23 protein-coding genes are annotated in these 23,949 nt (G+C 56.1%); 4 read left to right on the top strand and 19 right to left on the bottom strand.

The features are described from left to right. Positions 1-12 precede the first annotated feature (12 nt). The 19 genes from K0H79_RS17695 to K0H79_RS17605 all read right to left on the bottom strand — a co-directional run bounded on the left by K0H79_RS17695 (position 13) and on the right by K0H79_RS17605 (position 20,951). A complete protein-coding gene (locus tag K0H79_RS17695; RefSeq protein ID WP_220076705.1) occupies positions 13-516 on the bottom strand; it encodes a hotdog family protein in 504 nt (167 codons plus the stop codon). Next, the gene (locus K0H79_RS17690) at positions 509-1,666 is read right to left on the bottom strand and encodes a beta-ketoacyl-[acyl-carrier-protein] synthase family protein (protein WP_258405555.1); all 1,158 of its coding nucleotides are present in this window, start codon (positions 1,664-1,666) and stop codon (positions 509-511) included. The genes K0H79_RS17695 and K0H79_RS17690 overlap by 8 nt, the downstream gene beginning before the upstream one ends. A 93-nt stretch (positions 1,667-1,759) precedes the next feature. Continuing rightward, on the bottom strand, positions 1,760-2,416 hold the full coding sequence (locus K0H79_RS17685; RefSeq protein ID WP_220076703.1) for a DUF3261 domain-containing protein: 657 nt from the start codon (positions 2,414-2,416) through the stop codon (positions 1,760-1,762). Next, positions 2,416-3,690: an NAD(P)/FAD-dependent oxidoreductase gene (locus tag K0H79_RS17680; RefSeq protein WP_220076702.1), complete on the bottom strand. Its 1,275-nt coding sequence runs from the start codon at positions 3,688-3,690 to the stop codon at positions 2,416-2,418. Before K0H79_RS17680 ends, K0H79_RS17685 begins: the two co-directional genes overlap by 1 nt. Further along, positions 3,691-6,090: an MMPL family transporter gene (locus tag K0H79_RS17675; RefSeq protein ID WP_220076701.1), complete on the bottom strand. Its 2,400-nt coding sequence runs from the start codon at positions 6,088-6,090 to the stop codon at positions 3,691-3,693. Positions 6,091-6,095: 5 nt separating this feature from the next. Further along, the gene (locus tag K0H79_RS17670; RefSeq protein ID WP_220076700.1) at positions 6,096-6,791 is read right to left on the bottom strand and encodes an outer membrane lipoprotein carrier protein LolA; all 696 of its coding nucleotides are present in this window, start codon (positions 6,789-6,791) and stop codon (positions 6,096-6,098) included. A 54-nt stretch (positions 6,792-6,845) separates the two neighbouring features. Then, complete coding sequence (locus tag K0H79_RS17665) at positions 6,846-7,277, bottom strand: thioesterase family protein (protein WP_220065949.1); 432 nt, start codon at positions 7,275-7,277, stop codon at positions 6,846-6,848. Further along, positions 7,274-8,830, bottom strand: a complete 1,557-nt coding sequence (gene hutH, locus K0H79_RS17660; RefSeq protein WP_220076699.1) for a histidine ammonia-lyase — start codon at positions 8,828-8,830, stop codon at positions 7,274-7,276. The genes K0H79_RS17665 and hutH overlap by 4 nt, the downstream gene beginning before the upstream one ends. 37 nt (positions 8,831-8,867) lie before the next feature. After that, positions 8,868-10,526 (bottom strand): glycosyltransferase, encoded by a 1,659-nt coding sequence (locus tag K0H79_RS17655; RefSeq protein ID WP_220076698.1) that lies wholly within the window; start codon positions 10,524-10,526, stop codon positions 8,868-8,870. Continuing rightward, positions 10,526-10,888 (bottom strand): thioester dehydrase, encoded by a 363-nt coding sequence (locus K0H79_RS17650; protein ID WP_220076697.1) that lies wholly within the window; start codon positions 10,886-10,888, stop codon positions 10,526-10,528. Before K0H79_RS17650 ends, K0H79_RS17655 begins: the two co-directional genes overlap by 1 nt. Next, on the bottom strand, positions 10,881-12,245 hold the full coding sequence (locus tag K0H79_RS17645; protein WP_220076696.1) for an AMP-binding protein: 1,365 nt from the start codon (positions 12,243-12,245) through the stop codon (positions 10,881-10,883). The genes K0H79_RS17650 and K0H79_RS17645 overlap by 8 nt, the downstream gene beginning before the upstream one ends. Positions 12,246-12,263: 18 nt before the next feature. Next, on the bottom strand, positions 12,264-12,812 hold the full coding sequence (locus K0H79_RS17640) for a hypothetical protein (protein ID WP_220076695.1): 549 nt from the start codon (positions 12,810-12,812) through the stop codon (positions 12,264-12,266). After that, positions 12,812-13,060 carry an acyl carrier protein gene (locus K0H79_RS17635; RefSeq protein WP_126168558.1) on the bottom strand — a complete coding sequence of 83 codons (249 nt, stop codon included), beginning with the start codon at positions 13,058-13,060 and terminating at the stop codon, positions 12,812-12,814. The genes K0H79_RS17640 and K0H79_RS17635 overlap by 1 nt, the downstream gene beginning before the upstream one ends. A gap of 4 nt (positions 13,061-13,064) precedes the next feature. After that, positions 13,065-13,325 (bottom strand): phosphopantetheine-binding protein, encoded by a 261-nt coding sequence (locus K0H79_RS17630; RefSeq protein WP_220076694.1) that lies wholly within the window; start codon positions 13,323-13,325, stop codon positions 13,065-13,067. Continuing rightward, positions 13,322-14,149: a 1-acyl-sn-glycerol-3-phosphate acyltransferase gene (locus K0H79_RS17625; protein ID WP_220076693.1), complete on the bottom strand. Its 828-nt coding sequence runs from the start codon at positions 14,147-14,149 to the stop codon at positions 13,322-13,324. The genes K0H79_RS17630 and K0H79_RS17625 overlap by 4 nt, the downstream gene beginning before the upstream one ends. After that, on the bottom strand, positions 14,142-14,846 hold the full coding sequence (locus K0H79_RS17620; RefSeq protein WP_220076692.1) for a beta-ketoacyl synthase chain length factor: 705 nt from the start codon (positions 14,844-14,846) through the stop codon (positions 14,142-14,144). Before K0H79_RS17620 ends, K0H79_RS17625 begins: the two co-directional genes overlap by 8 nt. A gap of 210 nt (positions 14,847-15,056) precedes the next feature. Continuing rightward, positions 15,057-15,938 (bottom strand): DUF3014 domain-containing protein, encoded by an 882-nt coding sequence (locus tag K0H79_RS17615; protein WP_220076691.1) that lies wholly within the window; start codon positions 15,936-15,938, stop codon positions 15,057-15,059. A gap of 104 nt (positions 15,939-16,042) precedes the next feature. Then, positions 16,043-18,118, bottom strand: a complete 2,076-nt coding sequence (gene recG / locus K0H79_RS17610; protein ID WP_220076690.1) for an ATP-dependent DNA helicase RecG — start codon at positions 18,116-18,118, stop codon at positions 16,043-16,045. Positions 18,119-18,410: 292 nt separating this feature from the next. Continuing rightward, complete coding sequence (locus K0H79_RS17605) at positions 18,411-20,951, bottom strand: penicillin-binding protein 1A (RefSeq protein ID WP_220076689.1); 2,541 nt, start codon at positions 20,949-20,951, stop codon at positions 18,411-18,413. A gap of 184 nt (positions 20,952-21,135) precedes the next feature. On the opposite strand from K0H79_RS17605, the gene K0H79_RS17600 reads away from it, so the two are divergent. From K0H79_RS17600 to K0H79_RS17585, 4 genes are read left to right on the top strand one after another with little or no spacing between them, the layout of a single operon-like run. Then, complete coding sequence (locus K0H79_RS17600; RefSeq protein WP_220076688.1) at positions 21,136-22,215, top strand: pilus assembly protein PilM; 1,080 nt, start codon at positions 21,136-21,138, stop codon at positions 22,213-22,215. After that, on the top strand, positions 22,203-22,799 hold the full coding sequence (locus K0H79_RS17595; protein ID WP_220076687.1) for a PilN domain-containing protein: 597 nt from the start codon (positions 22,203-22,205) through the stop codon (positions 22,797-22,799). Before K0H79_RS17600 ends, K0H79_RS17595 begins: the two co-directional genes overlap by 13 nt. Further along, a complete protein-coding gene (locus K0H79_RS17590) occupies positions 22,796-23,428 on the top strand; it encodes a type 4a pilus biogenesis protein PilO (protein ID WP_220076686.1) in 633 nt (210 codons plus the stop codon). The genes K0H79_RS17595 and K0H79_RS17590 overlap by 4 nt, the downstream gene beginning before the upstream one ends. Then, positions 23,425-23,943, top strand: coding sequence for a pilus assembly protein PilP (locus K0H79_RS17585; protein ID WP_220076685.1), 519 nt, complete (start codon positions 23,425-23,427; stop codon positions 23,941-23,943). Before K0H79_RS17590 ends, K0H79_RS17585 begins: the two co-directional genes overlap by 4 nt. Positions 23,944-23,949: the final 6 nt, after the last annotated feature.

Below are 23,949 nucleotides of genomic sequence, written 5' to 3'. Positions count from 1 at the left end.
TATGCTCCTGTGCTAGATACTGTTGGATGAGCCTTGGCTCTCACGAATATAGGCGTCTGTGTCCTGAGGCTGAAACACATTGACGTTGGCCTCGGCGACTTGCGTGGCGCCGTGGAAAATGCGGCAATCGAATACCGCAAGGCCGGTGTCTTCCTGATAAAGACGTTTCACTTCAGTGGTGTAGGTTTCGCCCTTGGCAAACACTGCAAGTGGCATGGACAGCTTGCGCGACCCCAGCAAAAAACCAACCTGAATGGGCTCGCCCCGCAGGGTGGCCTCGACCCCGGCGAGCGCCGCAATGCTCTGGGCCATGTACTCTATGCCCACATAGTTGGGCACGCCGCCCAGCGCCTCATTAAAATAGGGGCTCGCGTCGCTGATATGGGTGGCGGTGAGCAGGCTGTCGTGGCCGTGCTCCAGCACCTCGTCAATCAGTACCATGGGGCGGCGATGGGGCAAAAAGGTTTCCACGTCGATGCTGGAAAGCGGCGCGCCATCCCAAAGCTTGTCAGTCATGCAGGCCTCCACGGCTGAAAATCAAACTGGCATTGCTGCCGCCAAAGGCAAAGGAGTTGCTCATCACATGGCGGATGGGGCCTTGGTCAGCCTGGGGTTTGCTGGAAGGCATAGGCACCAGCGGTAACTGAGGGTCGTTGGTGTCGGCCATGCCATCCCACACCTGAGGTGGCAGGCTACGATTGCCTTGGCTTAACAGCAGCACGCAAAAGGCGGCTTCAATGGCACCTGCGGCGCCGAGGGCATGGCCGGTAAGCGGCTTGGTGGAGCTGCAGGGTGGCAAATGGCCTTCAAATATGGCACAAACCGCGCGGCTCTCCATGGCGTCATTTTTCGGCGTGGCGGTGCCGTGCAGGTTAATGTAATCGATGTCGGATGGCTTAAGGCCTGCGTCTTTGAGTGCTGCGCCCATGGCATCGATGGCGCCGCGTCCTTCTGGATGAGGCGCTGAAATATGATGGGCATCGCCGGACTCGCCGCAGCCACTGAGCAAAACCGGGCCGTCGCCGCGAACCAGGGTAAACAGCGCCGCGCCTTCACCTATGTTGATGCCATCGCGATTGGCACTGAAGGGATTGCAGTGGCCTTTGGACACAGACTCCAGCGCATCGAAACCGTTGACTGTGAGGCGACAAAGACTATCGACGCCGCCCACAATCACCATGTCGCACAGCTTGGCGTTGAGTAATCGCTTGGCGCTGGCAAACACCTTGGCGCTGGACGAGCAGGCGGTAGAGAGTGTGTAGCAGGGGCCATCGAGTTCAAAGTACTGACGCAGAAAGTCGCTGGTACTGCCAAGCTCCTGCTGGAAGTAATGATAATCGGCGGGGAATTCACCGTGCTCGGCGTGGTAGGCCAGGGCCTCTTCGCCCTTGGCAATGCCGGAGGTGGAGGTGCCGAGCACCACGCCGATGCGATCTTTGCCGAAACTGGCGATAGCCCGGGCAACCGTGGGCGCGATCTGCATGGCGGCTGCCAGCAACAATTGGTTGTTTCGACAATCAAATTGCGCCATGGCGTCGGGTAATTGCGGCAAGTCTTGTGTCACTTCGCCCACCAGGGTGGAGCCAGTTGCCAGCAGGTCGGCACGCAGCACCATACCACTGATGTCTCCAGCAAGGAGGCGCGGCAGGATCTCGCCTGCACTCATCCCAAGGGGAGTGCATAAACCTGTGTCTGTGATGGCTATCTGAGTCACTGTGTTTTTTCCTAAACTTTACAACTGAAAATGCACCTGCCCGGGTCAAGCCAGGGGGGTTATTTTCAGCTTCATCCCGGCTGAAGGCATTTCGAGTATTATCGTGGCGAGCCAGGGTTCCTGATGACTGTAACTGATGTGCACTATGCCGCCATCTTCCGGTGATGTCAGTATCCTGCATCGACGCTGAGGGCAGCTTTGTTCGCTCACCTGCCCACCCGACAGGGCGGCATTGAGCTCCTGTTCGGGCCAATAAATAAGTTGCAGCAGGGCAATCAGGTACTCGGCCCGGAAATTGTCACCAAGCAGCACACTCTGCTCACTTATCAATTGGTTGCCATCAAAACTTACGTCAAAAAGCGGTTGCCCCATGGGCGCCAAACCTACCACCGACAGGCGCTGGCCATCGAGTTCGAGCTGGCTTAAGAGTTCGTGGCGTTTGCCATTAATTTCTATGCTGACTTTCTGGGTCTGGCTCTGATTCTTCGGTGTTGGCGCTGGCGTTGTTGCGGGTGCCTTGGGAGCCCGTTGCGGCTTTGGGGCGTCCGGATTCTCCTTCAACTCCTTTGCCTGTACGGGGAGGGGAGCCAAACAGTAATTAACATTGGTGGACAGGCCGAGACAGGTTTGGCGCAGCAACAGCTGAGTACAGCCGGTGGCGGCCAAAAGCAGGAAACATGTCAGCAGCAGTCGTAATTTCATTAAGCCATCCCTTGAGCGTCGGCCTTGGCCTCGCGGCACAATTCTACCACCATATTCAGGCGTCTTTGCGATTCTTTCACGAAGGGGTTTTCCGTATCCCATGCGTATCCGGCGAGGATGGAGCAGATCATTTGCTTGATGGTGGGGTTGGGATTTTCAAAGAAGATCACTTCCTGAAAGGTGCCTTCGTACCAGGCCTGCACATAGGTGCGAAAACAGTTCACGCCTGTCATCAGCGGCTTGGCATATTCGCTGTCCCAGTCGACCTGTTCGCCATTCAGTTGCTTAAGCAAGGTGCGGGCGGCGAGTGAGGCGGACTGCATGGCAATGGTCACCCCGGAGGAGAACACAGGGTCGAGGAACTCACCTGCGTTGCCAAGGAGGGCGAACTTGTCGCTGGCAAGCTGGCTCACAGTGGCCGAATAGCCCTTAAGTTCGGCGCACTGTTGTACCACAACCGCATCTTTCAGCAGCTCTTTAAGGCCCGGCTCTTCGCGCACCACCTGCATCAGTTTGTCTTCCAGGCTGCCATCAAGGCGCGCCAGCAGATGGGGCTCGGCTACCACACCCAGAGAGCAGCGGCCGTTGCTGAACGGGATCAGCCAATACCAGATGTCTTTGTGTTCTGGGTGGACGCTTATGAGAATCTTATTACGGTCGAAATTGGCATCGCTGATATTGTCTTCGACGTGGGTAAAAATCGCCATCCGTGACGGCAAATTAGAGGGGCGCTCCAGATCCAAAAGCCGTGGCAGCACCCGGCCAAAACCACTGGCATCCAACATAAACTCGGCTTTGACCTGATAGCTGTCACCCGCTTCAGTGCTGACAAAGAGGCTTGGCTTGCCACTGATGTCGATGCGCTCAACCGTGTGGCCGTAGCGGATTTCCACGCCCTGGGCCTCGGCTGTATCGGCCAGTAGCTTGTCGAAGTTGCCGCGCTGCACCTGGAAGGTGGTGCCATGGCCAGCGGTGAACTTGTCGGTAAAGTCGAAGGTGGTGTAGGCGCCATTGCGACGGAACGCCGCGCCATTCTTGAACTGGAAACCGGCGGCATTGACCGCCTCCAGCATGCCGGCCTCTTCGATAAAGTTCATGCAGCAGGGCAGCAGGCTCTCGCCAATGGAAAAGCGCGGGAAGTGTTGCCGCTCCAGCACCAGCACCCGTTTACCGACCTTGTGCAGCAGGCTGGCGGCAATAGCGCCGGAGGGGCCTGCGCCGATAATCACAACATCCACAGCCATATCGAGCGGCTTGCTATTTCCAGAGTGCATCTAGTTCAGTTTCCTTTTAAACGTGTGAATGAGGGGCGAGAGAAGCAGGGTAAAGCCAATCCCGAGGGCCAGCGTGAGGCCAAAATAGTGTATTGCCGGGGTGTTACTGAGTGCCAGCAGACCAAAGGCGAGGGTGGTGGAGCTGGCTGACAACAGCACCGCCAGCATGACTCTGTGGCCATCTTCCCGGTTTTCATCTTTGGCGAAAAACAGGCTGTAATCCACGCCTATGCCAAATATCAGCAGCAGTGCCAGTGCATGGAATAAAGTCAATGGCGAACCCAGCAGCCCCAGCAGCGACAGGCTGAGCAGTGCCGCCAGCGCCGGTACCGCCACCATGGCAGCGGCAAGTTTCCAGGGGTGACGCAGGGCAAACACCCCAAAGGCGATAAAGAGTGCCAGCGCCAGCAGCCACAGGGTGGTTTGGCGATACTCTCCCATCAATTTGGAGATGTCGCCCACCTTATCGACCAGGGTTACCCCCGGCAGAGTCGCTACCGCTTGGTTAAGTGCCAGTAAGTTCTGAATGCCGCCAAGCAGCACCATGGCGCCCCATTCCCGGGTAGCTGATTCTGGAGCGCTGGCATCTTTTGCCGTGGGCTCAAGCAGCAGTGGCTTGAGGCTCGCCCCCAGCGCAGTGGCAAAAAAGGCATCCGCTTCGATGGGCGTTTGAGCACCGGCCTGGTATTTGGCCCGAAGCTCTGCTTCGAGCTCAGGCTCCAGCCCCAAGCGCGCGACTATGTCGCCAAGCCTTGGGCCATAAATTTGCTGTTGCAGGCGATAGTCCTCCAGCTGCCGCGCCCTGGATGGCAGGTAATCGGCAAGGTTGACATGGCTTTGCAGCAGTTGGTCTTTTTCGGCCTGAGCGAGCACAGGCGAGAGGGCTTCGAGTCTTTCGAGCAGCGCCTGCATCGACTCGGCCCGCACCAATAAAAACTGATTATCCACCCCGCCCGAGAGCAGGGTTCGAACTTTGGCTTCTTCGGCCATCAGCGCGTCCGAGCCCTGCTGCAGGCTGCGAATATCATCGCGGGTTTGCAGCTTGCCAAGCCCAGCGGTGCCAACAAAAAGGATGACCATGCCTGCCACGGCCAGCGCCTTGGGGCCTGTGGTTTCGAACGGCGAAAGAAAACGAGAGGCCAGCTTGATGGCCGAACCTGAGCCCTGAATACGGCTACCCGCCAGAGCCGGATAGGCAAGATACAAAGTCAGATATGCGCCGATAAGGCCGCCGCCGCAAAAGGCCGCAACCTGCTGCATGCCCGGAAAAGGAGTGAAGCCCAGCGCCAGATAGGCGAGCACGCTGGTGGTCAGAGCCAGCGTCAGTGCTGGCAGAATGCGGCTCAGTGTTTGGCCTGCGCGCTCATTGCGGCCGATGCGCTCGGCATAAAAATGGAAGCTGTAGTCGATGGCAATGCCAATCAGCGAAGTGCCAAACACCAACGTGAGCAGGTGTAATTTGCCGAAAATCAGTATGGTAAAGAGGCTCGCGCTCACCATGGCGCTGGCAAGGGTAAGGCTTGCCATCAGCAGCGGCATCAGTGAGCGGAAGCTCTGTAGCACCAGCAGCACCACGCCAGCAAGCGACAGTGAGCCAATCAGGGATACCTCGGCCTTGGCGCTTTGGGTGGCCTCATGGGCGTGGAACAGGGCGCCGGCCTTTAGCAGGCTCAGCTGCTTGCCCTGGTTTACCCTGGTGAAGGCGGCATTGATGGCTTCGAGCTGAGCTTCCTGCGCCTTGGGACTGAATACGCTGTCTTTGCCCTTGGCCATGATGATGGCGGCAGTTTGGCCGCCTGAGTTACCAAGCAAGATGCCGTCTTCTTCAGAGAGGCGGTGGCCCTTGCCAAAGCTCTGCATCAGCGCCGGAAACAGCAGCAAAGGGTCTTCGCTGATAAGCTCGCTGCTGGCAAAACCGAAGGCGCTGTAGAGGGCGATTTCGGCCTGCTTGATGAGCACATCGAGCTTGCCGTTTTCCAGCAGCGTGCGTTGTGATTCGGTCAGTAGATTAAAACGAGCCGGAAAGTAGAGCCGGTAAATTTCTTTGGGGTCCAGTTCGCTGCCGCTGCGTGTTGACGCGAACGCGGGGGAAGCGGCAAGTTCGGCCATCATGGCCTTGGCGGCTTCGATGGTTGCGGCTTTGTCTTTGCCTGTCAGCACCAGATAGCTTTCGTTGGCGAGCCGGGTCTCGAGACTGTCAAGTGCGCGGCTGGTGAGGGCATCCTGCTGCAAATGGGGCAGCATGGCGAGAATGTCGGTTTCGACCACATCCCTGTTACTGAGGGTTTTAACGCCGAAAACGACGGCTGCGGCGAGCAACAATAGCCAGAGCACGAGCCTGAGCCCTGCGCGGCCTGCAGTTTGTGGCTTATCTGTGATTTCGCTTCCCCCAAGCACCATCTAACTTATTGCCCCGACTCAATTTGCGCCCTAAAAACCTGCAGCTCTTGGTCTGACAGCGGCCCGCTTTGCTGGGCGCTGAAGCGGATATCGCTGACATCGCCGTTGGGGCTGATAAGTTTCAGCCGGTCTGTGCTGGCGCTGGCACTAGCACCTTCAGGGCTTGCCTCGCTGACAAAACTGCCCTCAAGCTCAATGGCGGCAAACAGCGCCTTGATGTCGTCATCTTTTGGAGTGAGGCTGAGTTGCCAGCGATTGTCTGTCATGTTTAAGGTGAGCGAAAAATGCTGCTCCAATTTGGCCACATCGCCGCCCATCATCGCCTTGACCAGCATGGGCATTAAAGTCGCTGGGCCCGCCTTGGCATCCACCTCGGTTTGCTGCCACAGACCTTCACTGTCGCGGCTCAGCATGCGGGTTTCGCTTAAAATCAGTAAATTTTCAAAGGGCTGGCTTTGTGCCCACATCAGCCCCTGCTCGGGCGAGAACACGAAACTGCCGCGGCTGACCAGCGGCCGCTTTAACGCCTTGAGGGTGCGGGTCTGTTCAAACTCGCCGCGCACCGCGCCCTGTGGCTTAAGGGCCGTGCTGAGCGCCCCGAGATTGACGTCTGTGTTCTGGGCAGTGTCTTCTGCCTGCACTGGCAGCCAGACCAGCACGGATGCCAGTATTCCAACGCAAAACTTAACAATCAGCCCCATAGATACCTCTTTATGCGCTCAGCGTTAAACATTATGGCGAGCTTCAGCCGAAGCTCAGGCGTCTGCTTCGCCCAGCAGTGGGCGAATTTTGGCTTGAAATACCTCGGGCGTGACAAAGCAGAGTTCGTTATTGCTCATGTCCACAGCGGCTTGAATGGTGTAGCCCTTGGTAAGCCGCTCGCCACTTTCGGCATCCCGCACCTGATAGTTAATCCGTAAGCGGTTTTCCCACTCCACCAGATCGGCGCTGACGCGAATTTTCTGCCCGAATGTGCTGCTGCGAACATACTTTATCTGCACATCCACTATCGGCCAGGCAAAGCCGGATTCCTGCATCTGGCGGTAGTTGTAGTCGAGTTTGTCCAGAAGTTCACAGCGGACAATTTCGAAGTAACGCAAGTAGTTACCGTGCCAGGTTATCTGCATCGGATCCACATCGTGGAAGGGAATAATGATTTCCGTCTCGGCGTGAAGCAGAGATTTCATCGGCACACCTCCCACTCGGCGGCCTGAATCCGTGCCAGCGTCTGGCGCAGTGTGGCTTCGAGTGGTCTGTCTTCGGTCACCAGAGGGCAGGCCTCGCTGACCTGGGCCAGGGTCTTGGCCACGGAAGCGGTAAGTGACGACTCACACAGCTCGCCCTGACGGATGCGCAGGCGCATGCCCTGCGCCATGGCGAGCAATGCCGCCGCGGCCACCTGCTCGGTCAGCTCCAGCACCCGCAAACAGTCGCGGGCGGCAATGGTGCCCATGCTGACTTTGTCCTGGTTATGGCACTCGGTGGAGCGGGAGAATACGCTGGCGGGCATGGTCAGCTTGAGCGCTTCGGCGGTCCAGGCCGATACGCCAATCTGCACTGCCTTGAAGCCGTGGTTGATGGGGCGGCGGGCACCTTCGGCGCCTGAGAGATTTGCAGGCAAGCCATTGTTAAACTTGGGATCCATCACCAGCGCCATCTGGCGATCAATCACATCGCTGATATTCGCCACCAGGTTCTTGAGGCTGTCCATGGCAAAGGCGATATGGCCGCCGTAGAAGTGGCCGCCGTGGAGAATGTGCTCGCCCTCGCCGTCGACAATCGGGTTGTCGTTGGCGCTGTTGAGTTCGTTCTCAATAAACTGGCGCAGCATCGGTTGGGCGTCGGCCAACACGCCTATGATGTGGGGCGCGCAGCGGATGGAGTATCTGTCCTGCAGCCGGTCGGAGTTGCGTGGATGCTCGTGGTGGTTGAGGTCGTCACGGATCCAGGTGGCTACCTGGCTTTGGCCCGGATGGGGCTTGGCGGCAAACAGAATATCGTCGAAATGGTTGGAGTTGCCCTTGAGAGTCAGGGATGCCATGGCGGTAATGCGTGACGACAGGCGGGTCAGGTAGTCTGCTCTATCAAAGGCAAGGCACGCCAGCGCCGTCATCACCGCAGTGCCGTTCATCAGCGCAAGGCCCTCTTTCGGGCGCAGCTTCAGTGGGGTGATATTCAGCTTCTGGAACACTTCACTGCTGGGCACACGTTCGCCGCGGTAAAACACGTCGCGCTCGCCAATCAGCACTCCGGCGAGGTACGACAACGGAGTCAAATCGCCGCTGGCGCCCACCGAGCCTTCTTCCGGGATAACCGGGCAGATGTCTTCATTAATCAGGGTTTCAATGCGCTCGAGCAGCTCAAAACTGACGCCGGACTTGCCGATGGCAAGTGAATTCAGGCGACAGGCCATAACAGCGCGGGACTGCATGGGCGTCAGCTCGCGGCCCATGCCGCAGCCGTGGAAGCGCGACAGGTGCAGCGGCAGCTCGTGCACCAGATCCAGTCCTACAGTCACAGTGCAGGAGTCGCCGTAACCCGTGGTGACGCCGTAAACCACGCCTTCTTCGGCCAGCAGACTGTCGATAAAGCGGGCGCCGCGCTGGATGTATTCCACGTATTCCTGGTCGCGTCTCAGCTCAACCCTGGCGCCTTTGGCGATGGCGACTACCTGCTCTATGGTCAGGGCGCCGTAGCCAAACTTAACAGTCTCTTTCATTTCAGTTGATTGGTTAGTCATTTTACCGTTCCTGTGGCGTCTGCCCGGGCCCAAAGCCTCATTGGCCGCGGCGCCAAAAATCGAAAAAGTTGAACCACTGCAGTGGCTCTTTGCGGGCGTAGTGCTCAAGCCTTTCGGCATAGCGCACCACCGCGTTTTGAATACGTTCACTTCTGCCGGCTCTGGGGCCTTTGAGGGTGTCGGCAAAGGGTTCCACATGCACCCGGTATCGGCCCTGCTCCCGTAGGCAAAACATCAGAAATACCGGACAGTCCAGCAGGCTCGCCAGAATAAAGGGTCCTTGTGGGAAAGGTGCCGTTTCGCCAAGGAAAGGCACTTCCACCACCCGGCCAGCATTGCCGCTGGCGGTGCGATCCCCTGCTATCACCACCAGTTCGCCAGCGGCGATTTTGTCTGCCAGCATGATGGAAGTTGATGGGTCCAGCTTATTGATATGAATGAGGTTTAGGTCGCTGTCCGGGTTGAGCTGCTTCAGCACCTTGTTAAAGTTTTCGGCGTTGGCGGTCATCACCATCACGTTCACTTTCACCTTGCGCTGGTGGATGGAGATGGCGCGGCAAAGCTCAAGGTTGCCAAGGTGCGATACCAGGAGCACACCGCCCTGGCCGCGCTCCAGCATGTCTGCCAGCAGCGCCCTCTCGGGGAAATCGACTTCGCTCAGTTTAATCCGGTCACACCAGGCATCGATACGGTCAAGGGCGGCATTGCCAAAGGCGAGAAAGTGCCTGAGGCTGTGGCGCCAACCGACCTGTGGCTGCAGCGCTGGATGGTTTGGCTCCAGCGCCTTTACCCGCTCCAGAAACTCAATCGACGCCTTGCGGGCAGCGCCGCCGGTCATAAAGAAGTACGCAATCACCGGATACATAATGGCGCGGCACAGCCAGTGGCCACCGAAGCGGTAACTTTCGGCCAGAAGTTTAATGCCCCAATAGCTGCCCCGCTCGCTGATGGACGACCAGTGGGCTTGCTTTCTTCCCCGGCCAAGCAGGCTTGGCAGGCGTTTGAGCATGCCAAAGAAGAGTTTGGTGTGCAGGGCGCTGATGCGCACGTTGTCAGCAAAGCCCTGAAAATGACTGACGCCGTCCTCGGGGTAAATCACCGCTGTGTGCACATGCACCACATCGACACCGCGCCAGTAGAGCTTGACCAGTACTTCGATATCAAAATCCATGCGCTCGCCGAGCTGCTCGCTTAAAAACAGCGCTTCGGTTGCGGCCAGCGGATAGACCCGAAAGCCGCACATGCTGTCCTGAATATCGAAGCTCAGGGTCTCGACCCACACCCAGAAATGGGTGATGTAGCGGCCATAGAGGCGGCCCTTGGGCACAGAGTCATCGTACTGGGGCCGTCCCGAAATCACTGCATCCGGGTGCTCGTTGGCGGCGCTTAACAGTTTTGGAATGTCATTGAGGGTGTGCTGGCCATCGGCATCCACCTGCAGCGCGTGTGTAAAGCCTGCTTTGTAGGCGGCACGCAGACCGGTCATCACCGCCGCGCCCTTGCCCCGGTTAAAGGGGTGGTGCAGCAGAGTCACCCATGGGTATTTGGCATCGAGGGCCATCAGCAGATGGCAGGTGGCCTCGTTGCTGCCATCGTTGACCAGAAACACCGGCAGCCCCAAAGGCTCCAGCGTTTCCAGGGTGCGCTCGATGGCATGGGTGTGGTTGTAATTGGGGATGACGATAGCGACGCGCATCAAGAGTCCCCGTGGGCGGCAATCACTATCCGGCCTGAGCCGAAGCGGCGCTCGCCATCGCTGTAGGCGAAGGTGAGTTTGCCCTTGGCGGCGTTGTTGCTTATCTGCAAATCCACCTCGGTGCCGGGCAGCATCAGCTGCTGAAACTTAAGCACTTCAAGGCTTGCCACGCTGGCATCATAACCAAAATGTTCGCAGCCAAAACGCACTGCCCAATCGAGTTGAGTCACCCCCGGTAGTACGCTTTGCCCCGGGAAGTGGCCCTTGAAAAACGGCAGGTCAGCATCGATGGCGAGCCTGAGTTTCAGTTCAGTGTCTGTATCTTCGCGCGCCAAAACCTGTGGCAGCAATGACTTAATCATGGATGAACAGCTCAATCAAAGTTTGGTGAACGCGCTTGCCCTGTTGATTCAGTGGCAGCTCGTCGGGGTAACGCCAGCGCCTTGGCAGGGTGACCCGCTCAAATTCGGTTAACAGATGCGCCTTCAACTGGTTGTTGAGGGCAAGTTTGCCCTCTTCGGCCAGCAGAGCCTTGCCTTTGTCCGACAGCTCCACCACAGCGCCAAGCTGGGTGCGTGGCTCGGTCAGCAGCACCAGTACGGCGCGGCTCACCAGCGGATGGCTCTCCAGCAGGGCTTCCATCTGCACCAGCGACAGGCGCTTTTCTTCAATTTTGACAATCCGGTCCAGCCGGCCTTGCAGTACAAAACGGCCATTGTCATCGATGGCGATTTTATCTTCACAGCGAAGGGTTTCGGCGGGATTGTCGAGATAAGGCGAGCGCAGCAGCAGGGCGCCATCGTCGGCGCGGGCTATCTCAATGCCGGGAAAGGCCTGCCATGCCTCGGTAGCCGAGGCTTGTCTGCGCCAGCCAATGCCGCCGGTCTCTGTGCTGCCGTAGACCTCGATGGGCAGGCTACCATAAACCTTCTGGATGCCGCGGGCGGCGTCTTCACTCAAAGGCCCCCCCGATGAAAACACCAGGCTGGGCGAGTGAAATTGCCGCTCATTATCAAGGGCGTCCGGCAGGCGGCTTAACTGCGCCGGGCTACTGATAAGGCACAGGTTTGGCAGCAGTGCCGTGTAGTAACTCAGGGTCTCGGGGTATTCCACCAAATCGCTTAAAAACGGCCGTCCGGCTGCCAGTGGCCAGAGAATTTTAAACAGCAAACCATAGATATGCTGGTGGGAAACGGTGGAGATAACACTGCAATGGGGCAGGGCTGAGGCAAAGGTGGCCTCGAGGGTGCTGACTTCGACGTCGAGCTGTTCGAGGGTCTTTTTCACCGCCTTGGGCTCGCCGCTGGAGCCTGAGGTGTATAAAGTCAGGCTGCCGCTGGGCGTGGCATCGGGCCAGGCGGCCGGTGGTTGGGCGGTTTCTTTTTTCAGGGCAACCCAGTCGTGGCCTTCACACAGGGGCACATCCGAGAGCACGGCATCGAAATTCTGGGTGAGCTGACTTAAGGTGCCGCTTTGGGTGTTGGGTGGCAGTACCAGCTCTTTGCCCGCCAGCAAACCGGCGCAAAGACCGATGGCGAACAAGTCGGAGCTTTCGCAGGAGAGTAACCAGCGCTGTTCACTCTTGTGGCTGAGGGTTTGCCACAGATGATGCACCTGGGTGGTAAACAGCGCCCCGGTAAGAATATCGTGGTGATTGAAGCTTATCAGCTGCTGGGCCGCCGGGCCGCGTGTCAGGGCGTTGTAGAGCAGAGACGTCATCGCGATGCTATCCACATGTCAGGCACCTTTTTTCAGAATAAAGGTGCGGTACAACCACTCCCCGCCAGCCAGTATGCCCATCAGAATGTAGGCAATCAGGCCGTTGTACAGGGTCCAGATTTCCAGGCTGGTAAAGTGGGCGGTATAAAAGGCCATGCCGCCATTTACCACAAAGAGCAGGCACCAAAGCGCCGTGACTTTTCGAAGATAAGGTATGGCTTCATCGGGCAGGTCCGGCTCGCCGAGGCGCGCCAGCCGCTCCACCATGCTGGGCCCGCGCAGCAGTGACTGGCCGAACACCCCGAGCATGGTCAGGTTAATGACTATCGGGTAGTAAAGCAGCCAATCCTGGCGTTTGGCCAGCAAGCTGCCGGCGGTAAGCAGTACCCCGGCCAGCAGCGGCAGTGCCATGGCTTTGAGTTGCTGGCGCTTTAACACCAGCCGCAGCAATAGCAGCAGACACAGCATACCTGCCAGCACGCCGGGAGGCAGGTAATTCAGCCCCAGCCAAACCGCCAGCGGGTAGACGAGCAGCAACGCCGCCGTCAATACCTCAATAACCCGCATCAGCCCTGAACCAGAGCCTCGATGGCGTTAACCACATCTTCCACGGTGCGCACCGATTTGAACTCTTCGGGCTTAATCTTTTTGCCGGTGAGCTGCTGCAGCTTGATCACCAGATCCACCGCATCGATGCTGTCCAGATCCAGGTCCTGATACAGGTTGGCTTCCAGGCTGATGGCATCGGCGTCGATTTCAAAATCGTCCACCAGAATGGTGGTCAGCTTTTCAAGAATTTGCTCGCGATTGTCCATAGCCTTACTCCTGACCACGCTGGGATTCGATAAAGCTGGCAAGGGTTGCCACGCTGTAGAAGTGAGCCTTGGTCGCGTCGGAGTTGGCTTCAATCTTCACATCGAATAGCTTCTTAATGGCCAGACCCAGCTCGAGCGCGTCGATGGAGTCCAGTCCCAGGCCGTCGCCGAATAGCGGCGCGTCGGTTTCTATGTCAGCAATGGTCACGTCTTCCAGGTCGAGGCAGTCGATGATCAGCTGTTTGATTTGGTCGTGTAATGTCATAATTCTATTTCAAGTCTTTGTTTATAATAGTTTTCCATGTCCCTGGTCAGTATTCGCGCCATCCTGGCATCTCCTCCTTCCTCGGCCTTATAGTCCATGGCGGAGATGGGCGTTCCTACCTCTACCGTCATGCCAATGGTGCGCCGGGGAATTTCCCACCAGGGGTCCTGCTTAGTCAGGCCAGGGGGCTTGGTGTGCAGCAACACAGGAAGTATGTCACTGCCGGTACGCAGGGCGATATTGGCCGCGCCGCGCGCAAAAGGGTTTATCTGCTCGCCAAGCACGGTACGGGTGCCTTCGGGGAAGATAATCAGATTGGTGCCGCGGCCGAGTACATCGCGGCAGTCATCCAGCAGCAGCTCGGCGCCGCGGTTGGGAATATAACCCGCCGCCGACACCACGCCGCGCATAAAAGGGTTGCGCCAAAGCCCCTGCTTTACGATGCAGCCTGCGTTGGGCATCAGGCTTATCAGCACCACCACATCAATCAGAGTGGGGTGGTTGACAATCACCAGCATGGCTTCGGCATTGGCGAGCCGCTCCACCTCTTTGGTTTCCAGTTTTATCACGCCCGCCGCCGACAACATGTGCACAAAACCGCGAAACATCAGGTGCACGGCTTTTTGTACCCGCTTGATACGAACCTCGGGTTTGCCGGGCCAGTATTTCAGCAGCGGTAAGATGGTCAGCGAGCTTAACAGGCCGCCGAGGCCAAAACAGATGTAGCACAGCATGCCACCCAGCCAGCGCGGCACATAGGCAAGCCCGGTCAGTCGGTGCTGACAGGGCGAGCGGCGCGCAAGCTTCTGGGTGTGCTCAGTCATGACTCAGGCTCCAGTCGAAACCGGAAAGGTGGCCCTGACAGTTTTCGCCTTTGGCAAGGCTTGCCAGCAGTTGGCCGTAGCTCATGGGTTCGAGCTCGGCTCCTTTGGACAAGGTCAGTTGCGGCTTGCCGCAAGACGCTGGCGCCAGCACCATGCCCAGCGCCAGTGGCAGTTCAAATTCTTCGGTGTAGTCGTTATAGACGGGCGGTACAGGATCATCGCCAAATACCAGCAGCAGCGGGCTTGGATCTTCACACAGCTGGGCATAGGCTTCCACCATCGCCTGCGATAGGCTCTCGGTGCCGGCGGCGACTGAAGTCGAGGCGGCGCGGTTTTCGCTGAGAATGCCAAACAGGCCGCTGGCGGTATTGTGCACCGACTGGCTGAAACCCATGGGAGATAACGGCTCACGGATGATGACGCTGTGGAGCAGGTCTATGGTGCGATTGAGCTCGCCGTGGCGTGAGGCAAATACGCTGCGGCATTGGGAGGCGGGTTCGCACTGGAAGGCCACATCGAGCATCATGCGGCTTAAACGGCTGAAGCGACGACGCTGCATCGCCGGCACCTGAGGCAGCGCCGGCGTCACAGTACTGTTTGGTTCAGAGAGTGTTTTTTGCCAATCGGCCCAGCTTTCCCTGTCTTGATAAGCCGGGGACCATCCGCCCCACGCCATCACGCTGAAAGTTAATTGCACTGCATTGCCTCTGACGCTGTAGCCAGACGTCGTAAGTTATCCATCACTTTAGCCGCATCGGGCAGGTATTGTTGTGGCTTGTTCTCAGGCGGCGGTTTGCCTTTCCGTCCGTCATTTTTTGGACTGATTATTCTATATCAAAACACCTTGATAACAGAAGCCCCCGGAGACCGCATGGCATCCGGGGGCACACTGTTAAAATCGGTGGCGTTATTGCAACAATGGCCGCAGTTTTTTCAGCGCGGCTTTCACTTTGCGGCTGTTTGTCGGGCCCATGCGGATCATGAGTTTCTGTGCTGGCGGCAGCGCTTCGAGCTTGGGATCGGCAAACTTGTAGTTGACGCTGAAGGTTACCAGCTCGATGGGCGCTTCGATGATGGGCGCTGCCAGTAGCTGGTCGATAGCCTTGAGGCTGCGTTCTTTGAAACTGACATTGCCGTAACCCAATTCATCGAAGGCCTGCTCCAGCATAGGGGTCATCTGGGCATAGGTTTCCAGCAGTTTCTCTTCATTTAAATTGGCAATGTAATTGGCGTACAGGTCGTAGCGCTTGTAGCTGTCGGGATTCAGATAGGTCTTGGCGGTAATTTCACTGACGGTGAATTTCGCTTCGGGGCCCTTTAGTGGGCTTTGTTTGCGTGCCAACTGGCCTTCGGCCAGGTTATCCATAAACACCACGAAGTGGCGTACCAGATCCTGCTGAGCAATGATGGGTTCGACCGGCAGACTCCCGGCCAATACAATGGCTTTTTGGGTAGCAAAAGTATCGCTTTCTGCCAGCTCAGGAATGGGATCCACAGTGACTTCAGGTATTGCTTCTTCGGGTGTATTGGTCACAGGTTGTGGTTGAGACTGGGCCTCAGGCTCCGGCTCGGGTTCGATTTCCGTCACCACAGGTTCGGGCAGAGGCGTGGGCTTAGGGGCTTCTGTCGGCACGTCGACCACAGGAGCAGGCTCGGGCGCGTGGGTGAAATACATCCATAAACCGGCGGCAATGGCTATCAGGGCCAGGATCAGCAGGGCCGACAGACGGTTGCTGCGCTGGGAGGTTTCTTCCTGCGGGGTGATTCTGTCTTCGGGATTGACTTGCATCTTGGTTCCTTGTTGCTACTGACCCGTGAAACATCCATTGTCCCAGTTCGCCGGTCGATGTCCATAGCCCAAGGCTGAACAAAAACAATATTTAATGCAGACGACTAAGCCTGTACGTATTGTTCGCGGCCGCCAAGCCAGCGCTCGATTATGGCATCCACATTGTCGGGGGCCAGGCTCATCAGATGACGTGCCAGTTTCTGGATGTGGGGAATAAGCGCCTGATCCCGAACCAAATCGGCCACCTTCATTTGCGCAAGCCCCGTCTGGCGGGTACCCAGCACTTCGCCGGGGCCACGAAGCTCCAGATCTTTTTGGGCAATCACAAAGCCGTCGTTACTTTCCCGCAGCACCCCGAGACGCGCCTGTGCGGTAAAGCTGAGCGGCGCCTTGTACAGCAGCACACAGTGGCTGGCCACCGCACCGCGGCCAACCCGGCCCCGTAACTGATGCAGCTGGGCAAGCCCCAGCCGCTCGGGGTTTTCGATGATCATCAAACTGGCGTTGGGAACATCCACACCCACTTCAATAACCGTGGTGGCGACCAGTAAGTCGAGCTTGCCCGCTTTGAAGTCTGCCATAATGGCCTGTTTTTCGGCGCCCTTCATCCGGCCGTGCACCAGACCTATGCCAAGCTCCGGCAAGGCCTCTTTCAGGCCCTCGGCGGTGTCTTCGGCGGCCTGACATTCGAGTACTTCCGACTCTTCAATCAGGGTGCACACCCAATAGGCCTGACGCTTGTCCTGCAAGGCGGCCTGACGCACCCGTTCAATCACATCCAGCCGGCGGGTGTCGGGAATGGCAACCGTGGTGACGGGCGTTCGCCCCGGCGGCAGCTCATCAATAATCGAGGTGTCGAGATCCGCATAGGCGGTCATCGCCAATGTGCGTGGGATGGGGGTGGCGGTCATGATCAGCTGATGGGGGAAAAAGCCCTGCTGAATGCCTTTTTCACGCAGCCCCAGGCGCTGGTGTACGCCAAAGCGGTGCTGCTCGTCGATGATGGTCAGGGCGAGGCGGGAAAAGCTCACCTGCTCCTGAAAAATGGCGTGAGTGCCCACTATCATCTGCGCAGCCCCTGAGGCGATATCTTCCAGCGTTTGGGCGCGGGCCTTGCCTTTAAGCTTGCCGGCCAGCCAACCGACTTTAAGCCCCAGCGGCTCAAACCAGCGGGCAAAGTTGGCGGCGTGTTGCTCGGCCAGGAGTTCTGTGGGTGCCATCAAGGCGACCTGACAGCCATTTTCGATGGCCGCCAGCGCCGACAACGCCGCGACCAGGGTTTTGCCCGAGCCCACGTCACCCTGCACCAGGCGCATCATGGGGGTAGCTTTGGCCATGTCGGCATGGATCTCTGCAACTACCCGTGACTGGGCATTGGTTGGGGCAAATGGCAGGCTATCAAGAAAGCGGGGGATAAGCTGACCTGTGGCGGCTAGCGGCTCGGCGGCGTCCTGATTGCTGCGCTCGCGGATTTTCAGCATGCTTAAGTTGTGGGCCAGCAACTCTTCCTGCACCAGCCGCTGCTGCGCCGGGTGCTGGCCTTGCTCCAACTGCCACAATTCGGCATCCGCCGGGGGCCGGTGCAGGGTGCGCACGGCATCGGCCAGGCTTAAACGGTTGGGCTGCAACGACTCCGGCAGCAGCTCCGGCAGCCCGCCTTCTTCCAATTGCTCCAGCGCCTGCTCTGTGAGCCTTATCCAACTGGCTTGCTTCAGGCCTTCGGTGGTGGGGTAGATGGGCGTCAGGGTGTCGGCCAGGCTCGGCGACTCGCTAGGCGCAGTAAGCTTGTATTCCGGATGGATAATTTCCAGCTGATGCTTACCGGTGCGGATTTCCCCAAAGGCGCGGATCATCATCCCCGGCTGCAAGCCATTCTTTTGCGCCATGGAAAAATTGAAAAAACGTAAGGTCAGGCCGCCGCTGGCATCGCGCACGTTGCAGGTGAGCATGCGCTTGCGACCATTGACGATTTGGCTGGAAATGACTTCGGCTTCGACGGTGGCAGTGGTGCCTGGGATCAGCTCGTTGATGGCATAGATGCGGGTTCTGTCTTCGTAACGCAGCGGCAGATGAAACAGTAAATCCTGGACGGTATTAACCCCCAGTTTACTGAGTTTTTCTGCCACCCGGGCGGCCACGCCCTTGAGTTCGGTTACGGGAACAAGATCCAGTCTTTGCAATGCCTTGGCACCGGATTACTGTGAATTTATACATATACTAACAGAGAATCTTTTCGGAGCAACTTAGAGCAAACTGCTTCACTGCGGCGCCTCGAGCCACTTGCCCTCGGTTATCTGGGCAGAGCCAGGAAGTGCCTGGCAACGAGTCCCCTGCGCCTGGTCACATCAGCGCCAAAGGGTACTCCGCCAATGGGTGAGTTTGCGTGGTTAAGCAATGCCTTGCTGCAGGACTTTATTCATTGTTCCAGTAATGAAAAAGAGCCCTAAGGCCCTTCTTTCATGTAGGCAACACTTACTGAAACAGATCGTCAGCCGTGGTTTCCGGTGCCGTGGTGTCGTCTTCGGCGATTGCGGAATTGGCGTAATCTGTTGGCACTGTGCCTGCGGCAAAGTATTCAAATCCGCTGGTGTAATCGGTACGGCGGCTCAGCTTGCCCGAGCTGTAATCGATACGGGCAGAGACAATGCCTGCAGGGACCGGCATGGGTTTTTCTGGCGTGTCAGCAAGGGCCATAAACATAAATTCGTTCCAGGCTGGACCTGCGGTTTTCGCGCCCGCTTCCGCCCCGGAAATCTGGTCTTTGGCGCCGTTTGCGTTCCAGGCAGTACGGCCAAGCTCGCGGCCATGGTCGTCAAAGCCCACCCAAACCGTGGTCACCAAATCAGGATTAAAGCCACTGAACCAGGTATCGCGTGACTCGTTGGTGGTACCCGTTTTACCTGCAATATCATGGCGTTTCAGCAAACGAGCGGCGCGCCATGCGGTACCATTCCAACCAGTGCCCTTACTGAAGTCTCCGCCACCCCAAATCACGCTCTTGAGCGCTTCGGTGATAAGGAAGGCATTTTGCTCGGATATCACCCGATTTGCGTAACGGGCAGCGGGATCGCCACATTGAGTTGAAGTACCTGTTTCGATTGTTGCATCCAGCATGGCTGGCGGCACAGAGGCTTCGGTGATCGCCGTATCCTCAGGCATCTCTTCCGGTACTGGTGCTTCGCAAGCCAATGCTGGCTGAGTCTTTTCGATCAGGTTGCCGGTGGCAGACTCGACTCTGTCGATAAAGAAAGGTTCAACCAGGTAACCGCCGTTGGAGAACACGCTAAAGGCCCTGACAACCTGCAGCGGCGTGACTGAAGGAGAGCCCAGTGCCAGTGATTCATTGCGTGGCAAATCATTGGGGTCAAATCCAAAACGGGTCAACAGCTCAACAGTTGCATCTATGCCTGAGTAGCGGAGTGCTCGGACCGCCATCACGTTAATCGACTGCGCCAGCCCTACCCGCAGACGGGTGGGACCCGTGTAAGTGTCCGGCGAATTTTTGGGACGCCAGGCCGTGCCTTGGCTCAGGTCAGGTTTGTTGATGGGGGCATTGTTGATAAGCGTTGCCAGGGTATAGCCTTTTTCCAAGGTGGCGGCGTAGATAAACGGCTTGATGTTAGAGCCAAGCTGGCGTTTGGCCTGTGTGACCCGGTTGAACTGGCTCTGACTGAAGCTGTAACCACCCACCAGGGCGCGGATAGCACCATTGTGGGGATCGAGTGACACTATGGCACTGGATACTTCCGGCACCTGGGATAATTGCCAGTCTTCGCCATTGTGGCGGATCCATACACGCTCGCCGGCCATCAGCACATCGGTGGCCGTTTTGGGTGCAGCACCCTGACGGGTGTCACTGATAAATTTGCGCGCCCACTGAATGCCTTGCCATGGCAGGGTGACAGTTTCGCCGTTGTTTCGCAGGACAGTGGCCTGTTGCTCCTGCACATTGATGACGGCTGCGGGTTCCAATTCCTGCACAGATGCGACTTTTTGGAGGGCACTGACAATGGTATCTGTTGCGGGTGCCTCTTCTTTCCAAAGCACCTCAGCTGCGCCACGATAGCCATGGCGCTCGTCATAGGCGTATATGTTGTTACGCAGCGCTTTTTGGGCTTTTAGTTGTAGTTCAGAATCTACCGTGGTGTATACGCTATAACCGCCAGTATAGGCCTCTTCTTCACCATACTTTTGAATCATGTAGTCCCGTGCCATTTCCGAGACATAAGGTACATACAGGTCTATCTCCGCGCCATGATAAGAGGCGGTGTTGGGTTCGGATATGGCCAGCTGGTATTCGCTGTCGTTGATATAGCCCACTTCGCGCATCCGCATCAACACAATATTACGGCGATTGAGCGCTCGTTCGGCGGAGGTAATGGGGTTCAGTGTTGATGGAGCCTTGGGGAGACCGGCAATCACCGCCATTTCGGCGAGTGACAAATCTTTCAAATCTTTGCCATAGTAAACCTGCGCCGCTGCACCCACACCATAAGCACGCTGACCCAAATAGATGCGGTTTACATAAAGCTCGAGGATTTCATCTTTTGTGAGCAATTCCTCAATGTGAAAAGAAATAAAGATTTCTTTTACTTTGCGGATAATAGTCTTGTCTCTGGTAAGAAAGAAGTTACGCGCCACCTGTTGGGTGATGGTACTGGCGCCCTGTTTTTTCTCTCCGGTAGCAGCAAGCACAAAGGCGGCACGAATGATGCCAATGGGGTCTATCCCCTGATGTTCGTAAAAACGTGCATCCTCGGTGGCCAAAAAGGCCTGCAACAATGGCTTGGGTACGTCTTCAAGTTTCATTGGAATACGACGTTTTTCGCCGTATTGAGAGATAAGCTTGCCGTCCTGGCTGTATATCTTCAGCGGTGTTTGCAGCTGAACCGTTTTAAGGGTCGTAACATCAGGCAGGTCAGGTAAAACATAAAAATATGCCGCAATAATAGCGCCTACTCCGAGTAAGGCTAAACTAAAGAGGGCAATGAGAATACGTTTTAGCCACTTCACCAGATAATTCCAAAATAGTTTACGAAGGCCACAGTATATAAGGGCAAATGGCTAGGGTGAAGTAAAAAGCAGCGTCAAAAAATTGCCATTTGTAAAACCTATAAACATTCTATACAAATAAGTATAACGAGTTGATTTTGTGCTACTCTATCTCTGCAACCTAAAACTAAAGTGACAATGGACTATGCTTTCAAATCTATGGAAGCGTCAGGCTCCGCAGATGGTGGGGATCGACATTGGCTCCCATGAAGTCAAGGCGATTCTGCTGAGCAAGACGGCTGATGGTTATAAAATTGTAAGTCACGCTGCTGTTCCCGTGAAAAAGGGAGCCGTGAACGATCACGATATTCGTGATGCTGCGGCCGTTGTTGACTGTTTGCGTCAGCTCAGGCGTGCCCTCCCAAAGAGTTGCAAATTTGCAGCTGTTGCGGTCTCTGGGTCTGCGGTGATGACCAAGGTGATCTACATGGATGCTTCGCTCAGTGAGGCTGAAATGGAAGCGCAAATTGAGATCGAAGCCGATAACCTTATCCCTTACTCTCTCGATGAAGTCAGCATCGATTTTGAAACCCTGAACGTTAACAGTATTGACCCCAGCAAAGTCGATGTGCTTCTAAGCGCTTGTCGAACAGAGAATATCGATGCCCGGGTGGATGCGCTCGATGAAGTTGACCTTGAGACCAAGGTAGTCGATATCGAGGGGTATGCGCTGGGCCGCTCGGCAGAGCTGATTTTTGGCCAACTTCCAGAAGGAGCGAGCCAGAAGATTGTTGCCTTGGTCGATATTGGTGCCAACATGACCACCTTTGCTGTTGTCGACCAGGGTGAAACCGCTTTTACCCGCGAACAGGCCTTCGGTGGCGAGCAATTCACCCAATCTATTTTGTCTTTTTACGGCATGTCCTATGAACAAGCTGAAAAAGCCAAAGTAGAAGGCGATTTGCCCCGGAACTATATGTTCGAAGTGCTATCTCCTTTCCAAACACAGCTTTTGCAGCAGATTAAGAGAACACTGCAAATTTACTGCACATCCAGCGGAAGAGATAAAGTGGATTACATAGTGCTGTGTGGTGGTACCTCCCGTCTGGAAGGCATGGCTAACCTGCTGACCAATGAACTGGGTGTTCATACCATTATTGCCGATCCCTTCCAGGGCAGTCTGCATGCCGATGAATCAGTTAAAACCACGTTGCAACCCAGTATCAGCAAATACATGGTTGCCTGTGGCCTGGCATTAAGGAGCTATGGTCAATGGCGAACATAAACCTGTTGCCCTGGCGTGAAGAGGCCAGAGAAAAGCAAAAACGTGATTATATTGGCGCGCTGGCATTCGTATTCCTGTTGTCGGCTTTCTTGGTCTTTGCTTGTTTACAGGTCATCGACATGATGACGGATGAACAAAAAGCGAGAAACGCGTATCTAACTGCTGAGATTCAGCTGCTCGAAAAGCAAATCGCCGAGATTAAGAAAATTACCGAACGCAAAAAGGATATCGAGCGCCGCACAGATATTATTTTGAATCTGCAGCAGGCAAGAAATCTTCCTACTCACGTACTCGATGAGCTTGTGCGTGTTGTGCCACCCGGTATCTATCTTTCAAGCATTGAAAAGAAAGGCACCATGGTGTGGATTGAGGGTCGCAGCGAATCCAATAACAACGTTGCCAACATGATGCGCAAAATGAAAACCTCAGCTTGGCTCGATGACCCAGTGATGCAAAGCATAGTGTCTCAGAATGACGAGCTTCGAAAACTGCAGCGCTTCAGTCTTAAAGTAACAGTCGTTGATAAAGCCGCCCAAGAAAAGCTGGAAAAAGCGGCCGCCAGTAAAAAAGGAGCGGCAAAATGAAGCTGGATCTGAGCGAATTCAACGACATTGACTTTGAGAACATTGGAGGCTGGCCAGCCCAGGTAAAGGTCGTATTTGCCATTCTCCTGGCCGTGATCGTGGGTGTTGCCAGTTATTTTCTGTTTATTTCTGATGCCATTGACGGTTTGAAGAGAGAGCAGGAGAAGGAAGTGCAACTGAGACAGGATTTTCAAAGTAAGTATCAGTTGGCTGCGAACCTCAAGCTATACAGAGAGCAATTGAAGGAGATGGAAGCCCAGTTTGCCGAGCTGCTGAAAATGTTGCCGTCAGAAAATGAAATGGATGGCTTACTCGACGATGTGACCTTTGTGGCTACCGACTCTGGACTCCATATAGAGAGCCTTGACTGGGAAGGCGCAGTCCCTCGTGATTTTTATATCGAGTTTCCCATCAAAATGGTGGTGAGCGGCGATTATCATCAAATGGGCAGCATGGTCAGTGGGGTGGCTAAATTGCCCCGTATCGTTAGTTTGCATGACTTTGTGATTAAGCATCAGGATGGTGACATTCTGACCATGGATATTCTGGCCAAAACCTACCGCTTTAAAGAAGGGGAGGCATTGCCCCCAGAAAAAGACGCCAAGAAGGCTAAGGGAGGCAAGAAATGAAACGAGTCTTGCCATTAGCCACTATCTTACTGTTTTTGACCGGTTGTATTGGCGATCGTAGCGATTTGGAACTATTTGTTACTACAACCAAAGCTCAGCACGTTGCCAAGATTCCACCGCTGAAAAAGCCACCCGTGTTTCAGCATTTTGCTTACCAGGCGGAGTTGCTTCGCAGTCCCTTCGTTCCTCCCTCAAGGGAGCTGACCGAAGAAGCGGTGGATGTTTCCAAGGATTGTACTCAACCCGATCTCAAGCGTCGTAAGGGAAGACTGGAAACCTATGCATTGGATAATCTAAAGATGCGGGGCACCTTGACCCAAGACAAGCGCATTTGGGCGTTGGTGCAAACCAATGATGGCAATGTATTCCGCTTGGGGGTGGGCGACTATCTTGGGCTTTACCATGGTCGTATTAGTAAAGTCACGCCACAAAATGTTGAAGTAATAGAATTAATTCCGGACGGTTCCGGCTGCTGGGCAGAGCGCTCCAGCACCCTGGAATTGGCCGGAGAATAACCTGCG

Source organism: Shewanella sp. FJAT-52076 (assembly GCF_019457455.1).
Lineage (GTDB): Bacteria > Pseudomonadota > Gammaproteobacteria > Enterobacterales > Shewanellaceae > Shewanella > Shewanella zhangzhouensis.
Note: the sequence above shows the minus strand (reverse complement) of the source record. Positions and strands in the feature narration are given on the sequence as shown.

What these genes read in the sequence shown, in the direction of transcription:
- K0H79_RS17695 (WP_220076705.1), bottom strand. Translation starts at nt 516, where the DNA reads ATGACTGACAAGCTTTGGGATGGCGCGCCGCTTTCCAGCATCGACGTG.
- K0H79_RS17690 (WP_258405555.1), bottom strand. Translation starts at nt 1,666, where the DNA reads ATGAGTGCAGGCGAGATCCTGCCGCGCCTCCTTGCTGGAGACATCAGT.
- K0H79_RS17685 (WP_220076703.1), bottom strand. Translation starts at nt 2,416, where the DNA reads ATGAAATTACGACTGCTGCTGACATGTTTCCTGCTTTTGGCCGCCACC.
- K0H79_RS17680 (WP_220076702.1), bottom strand. Translation starts at nt 3,690, where the DNA reads ATGCACTCTGGAAATAGCAAGCCGCTCGATATGGCTGTGGATGTTGTG.
- K0H79_RS17675 (WP_220076701.1), bottom strand. Translation starts at nt 6,090, where the DNA reads ATGGTGCTTGGGGGAAGCGAAATCACAGATAAGCCACAAACTGCAGGC.
- K0H79_RS17670 (WP_220076700.1), bottom strand. Translation starts at nt 6,791, where the DNA reads ATGGGGCTGATTGTTAAGTTTTGCGTTGGAATACTGGCATCCGTGCTG.
- K0H79_RS17665 (WP_220065949.1), bottom strand. Translation starts at nt 7,277, where the DNA reads ATGAAATCTCTGCTTCACGCCGAGACGGAAATCATTATTCCCTTCCAC.
- hutH (WP_220076699.1), bottom strand. Translation starts at nt 8,830, where the DNA reads ATGACTAACCAATCAACTGAAATGAAAGAGACTGTTAAGTTTGGCTAC.
- K0H79_RS17655 (WP_220076698.1), bottom strand. Translation starts at nt 10,526, where the DNA reads ATGCGCGTCGCTATCGTCATCCCCAATTACAACCACACCCATGCCATC.
- K0H79_RS17650 (WP_220076697.1), bottom strand. Translation starts at nt 10,888, where the DNA reads ATGATTAAGTCATTGCTGCCACAGGTTTTGGCGCGCGAAGATACAGAC.
- K0H79_RS17645 (WP_220076696.1), bottom strand. Translation starts at nt 12,245, where the DNA reads ATGACGTCTCTGCTCTACAACGCCCTGACACGCGGCCCGGCGGCCCAG.
- K0H79_RS17640 (WP_220076695.1), bottom strand. Translation starts at nt 12,812, where the DNA reads ATGCGGGTTATTGAGGTATTGACGGCGGCGTTGCTGCTCGTCTACCCG.
- K0H79_RS17635 (WP_126168558.1), bottom strand. Translation starts at nt 13,060, where the DNA reads ATGGACAATCGCGAGCAAATTCTTGAAAAGCTGACCACCATTCTGGTG.
- K0H79_RS17630 (WP_220076694.1), bottom strand. Translation starts at nt 13,325, where the DNA reads ATGACATTACACGACCAAATCAAACAGCTGATCATCGACTGCCTCGAC.
- K0H79_RS17625 (WP_220076693.1), bottom strand. Translation starts at nt 14,149, where the DNA reads ATGACTGAGCACACCCAGAAGCTTGCGCGCCGCTCGCCCTGTCAGCAC.
- K0H79_RS17615 (WP_220076691.1), bottom strand. Translation starts at nt 15,938, where the DNA reads ATGCAAGTCAATCCCGAAGACAGAATCACCCCGCAGGAAGAAACCTCC.
- K0H79_RS17600 (WP_220076688.1), top strand. Translation starts at nt 21,136, where the DNA reads ATGCTTTCAAATCTATGGAAGCGTCAGGCTCCGCAGATGGTGGGGATC.
- K0H79_RS17595 (WP_220076687.1), top strand. Translation starts at nt 22,203, where the DNA reads ATGGCGAACATAAACCTGTTGCCCTGGCGTGAAGAGGCCAGAGAAAAG.
- K0H79_RS17590 (WP_220076686.1), top strand. Translation starts at nt 22,796, where the DNA reads ATGAAGCTGGATCTGAGCGAATTCAACGACATTGACTTTGAGAACATT.
- K0H79_RS17585 (WP_220076685.1), top strand. Translation starts at nt 23,425, where the DNA reads ATGAAACGAGTCTTGCCATTAGCCACTATCTTACTGTTTTTGACCGGT.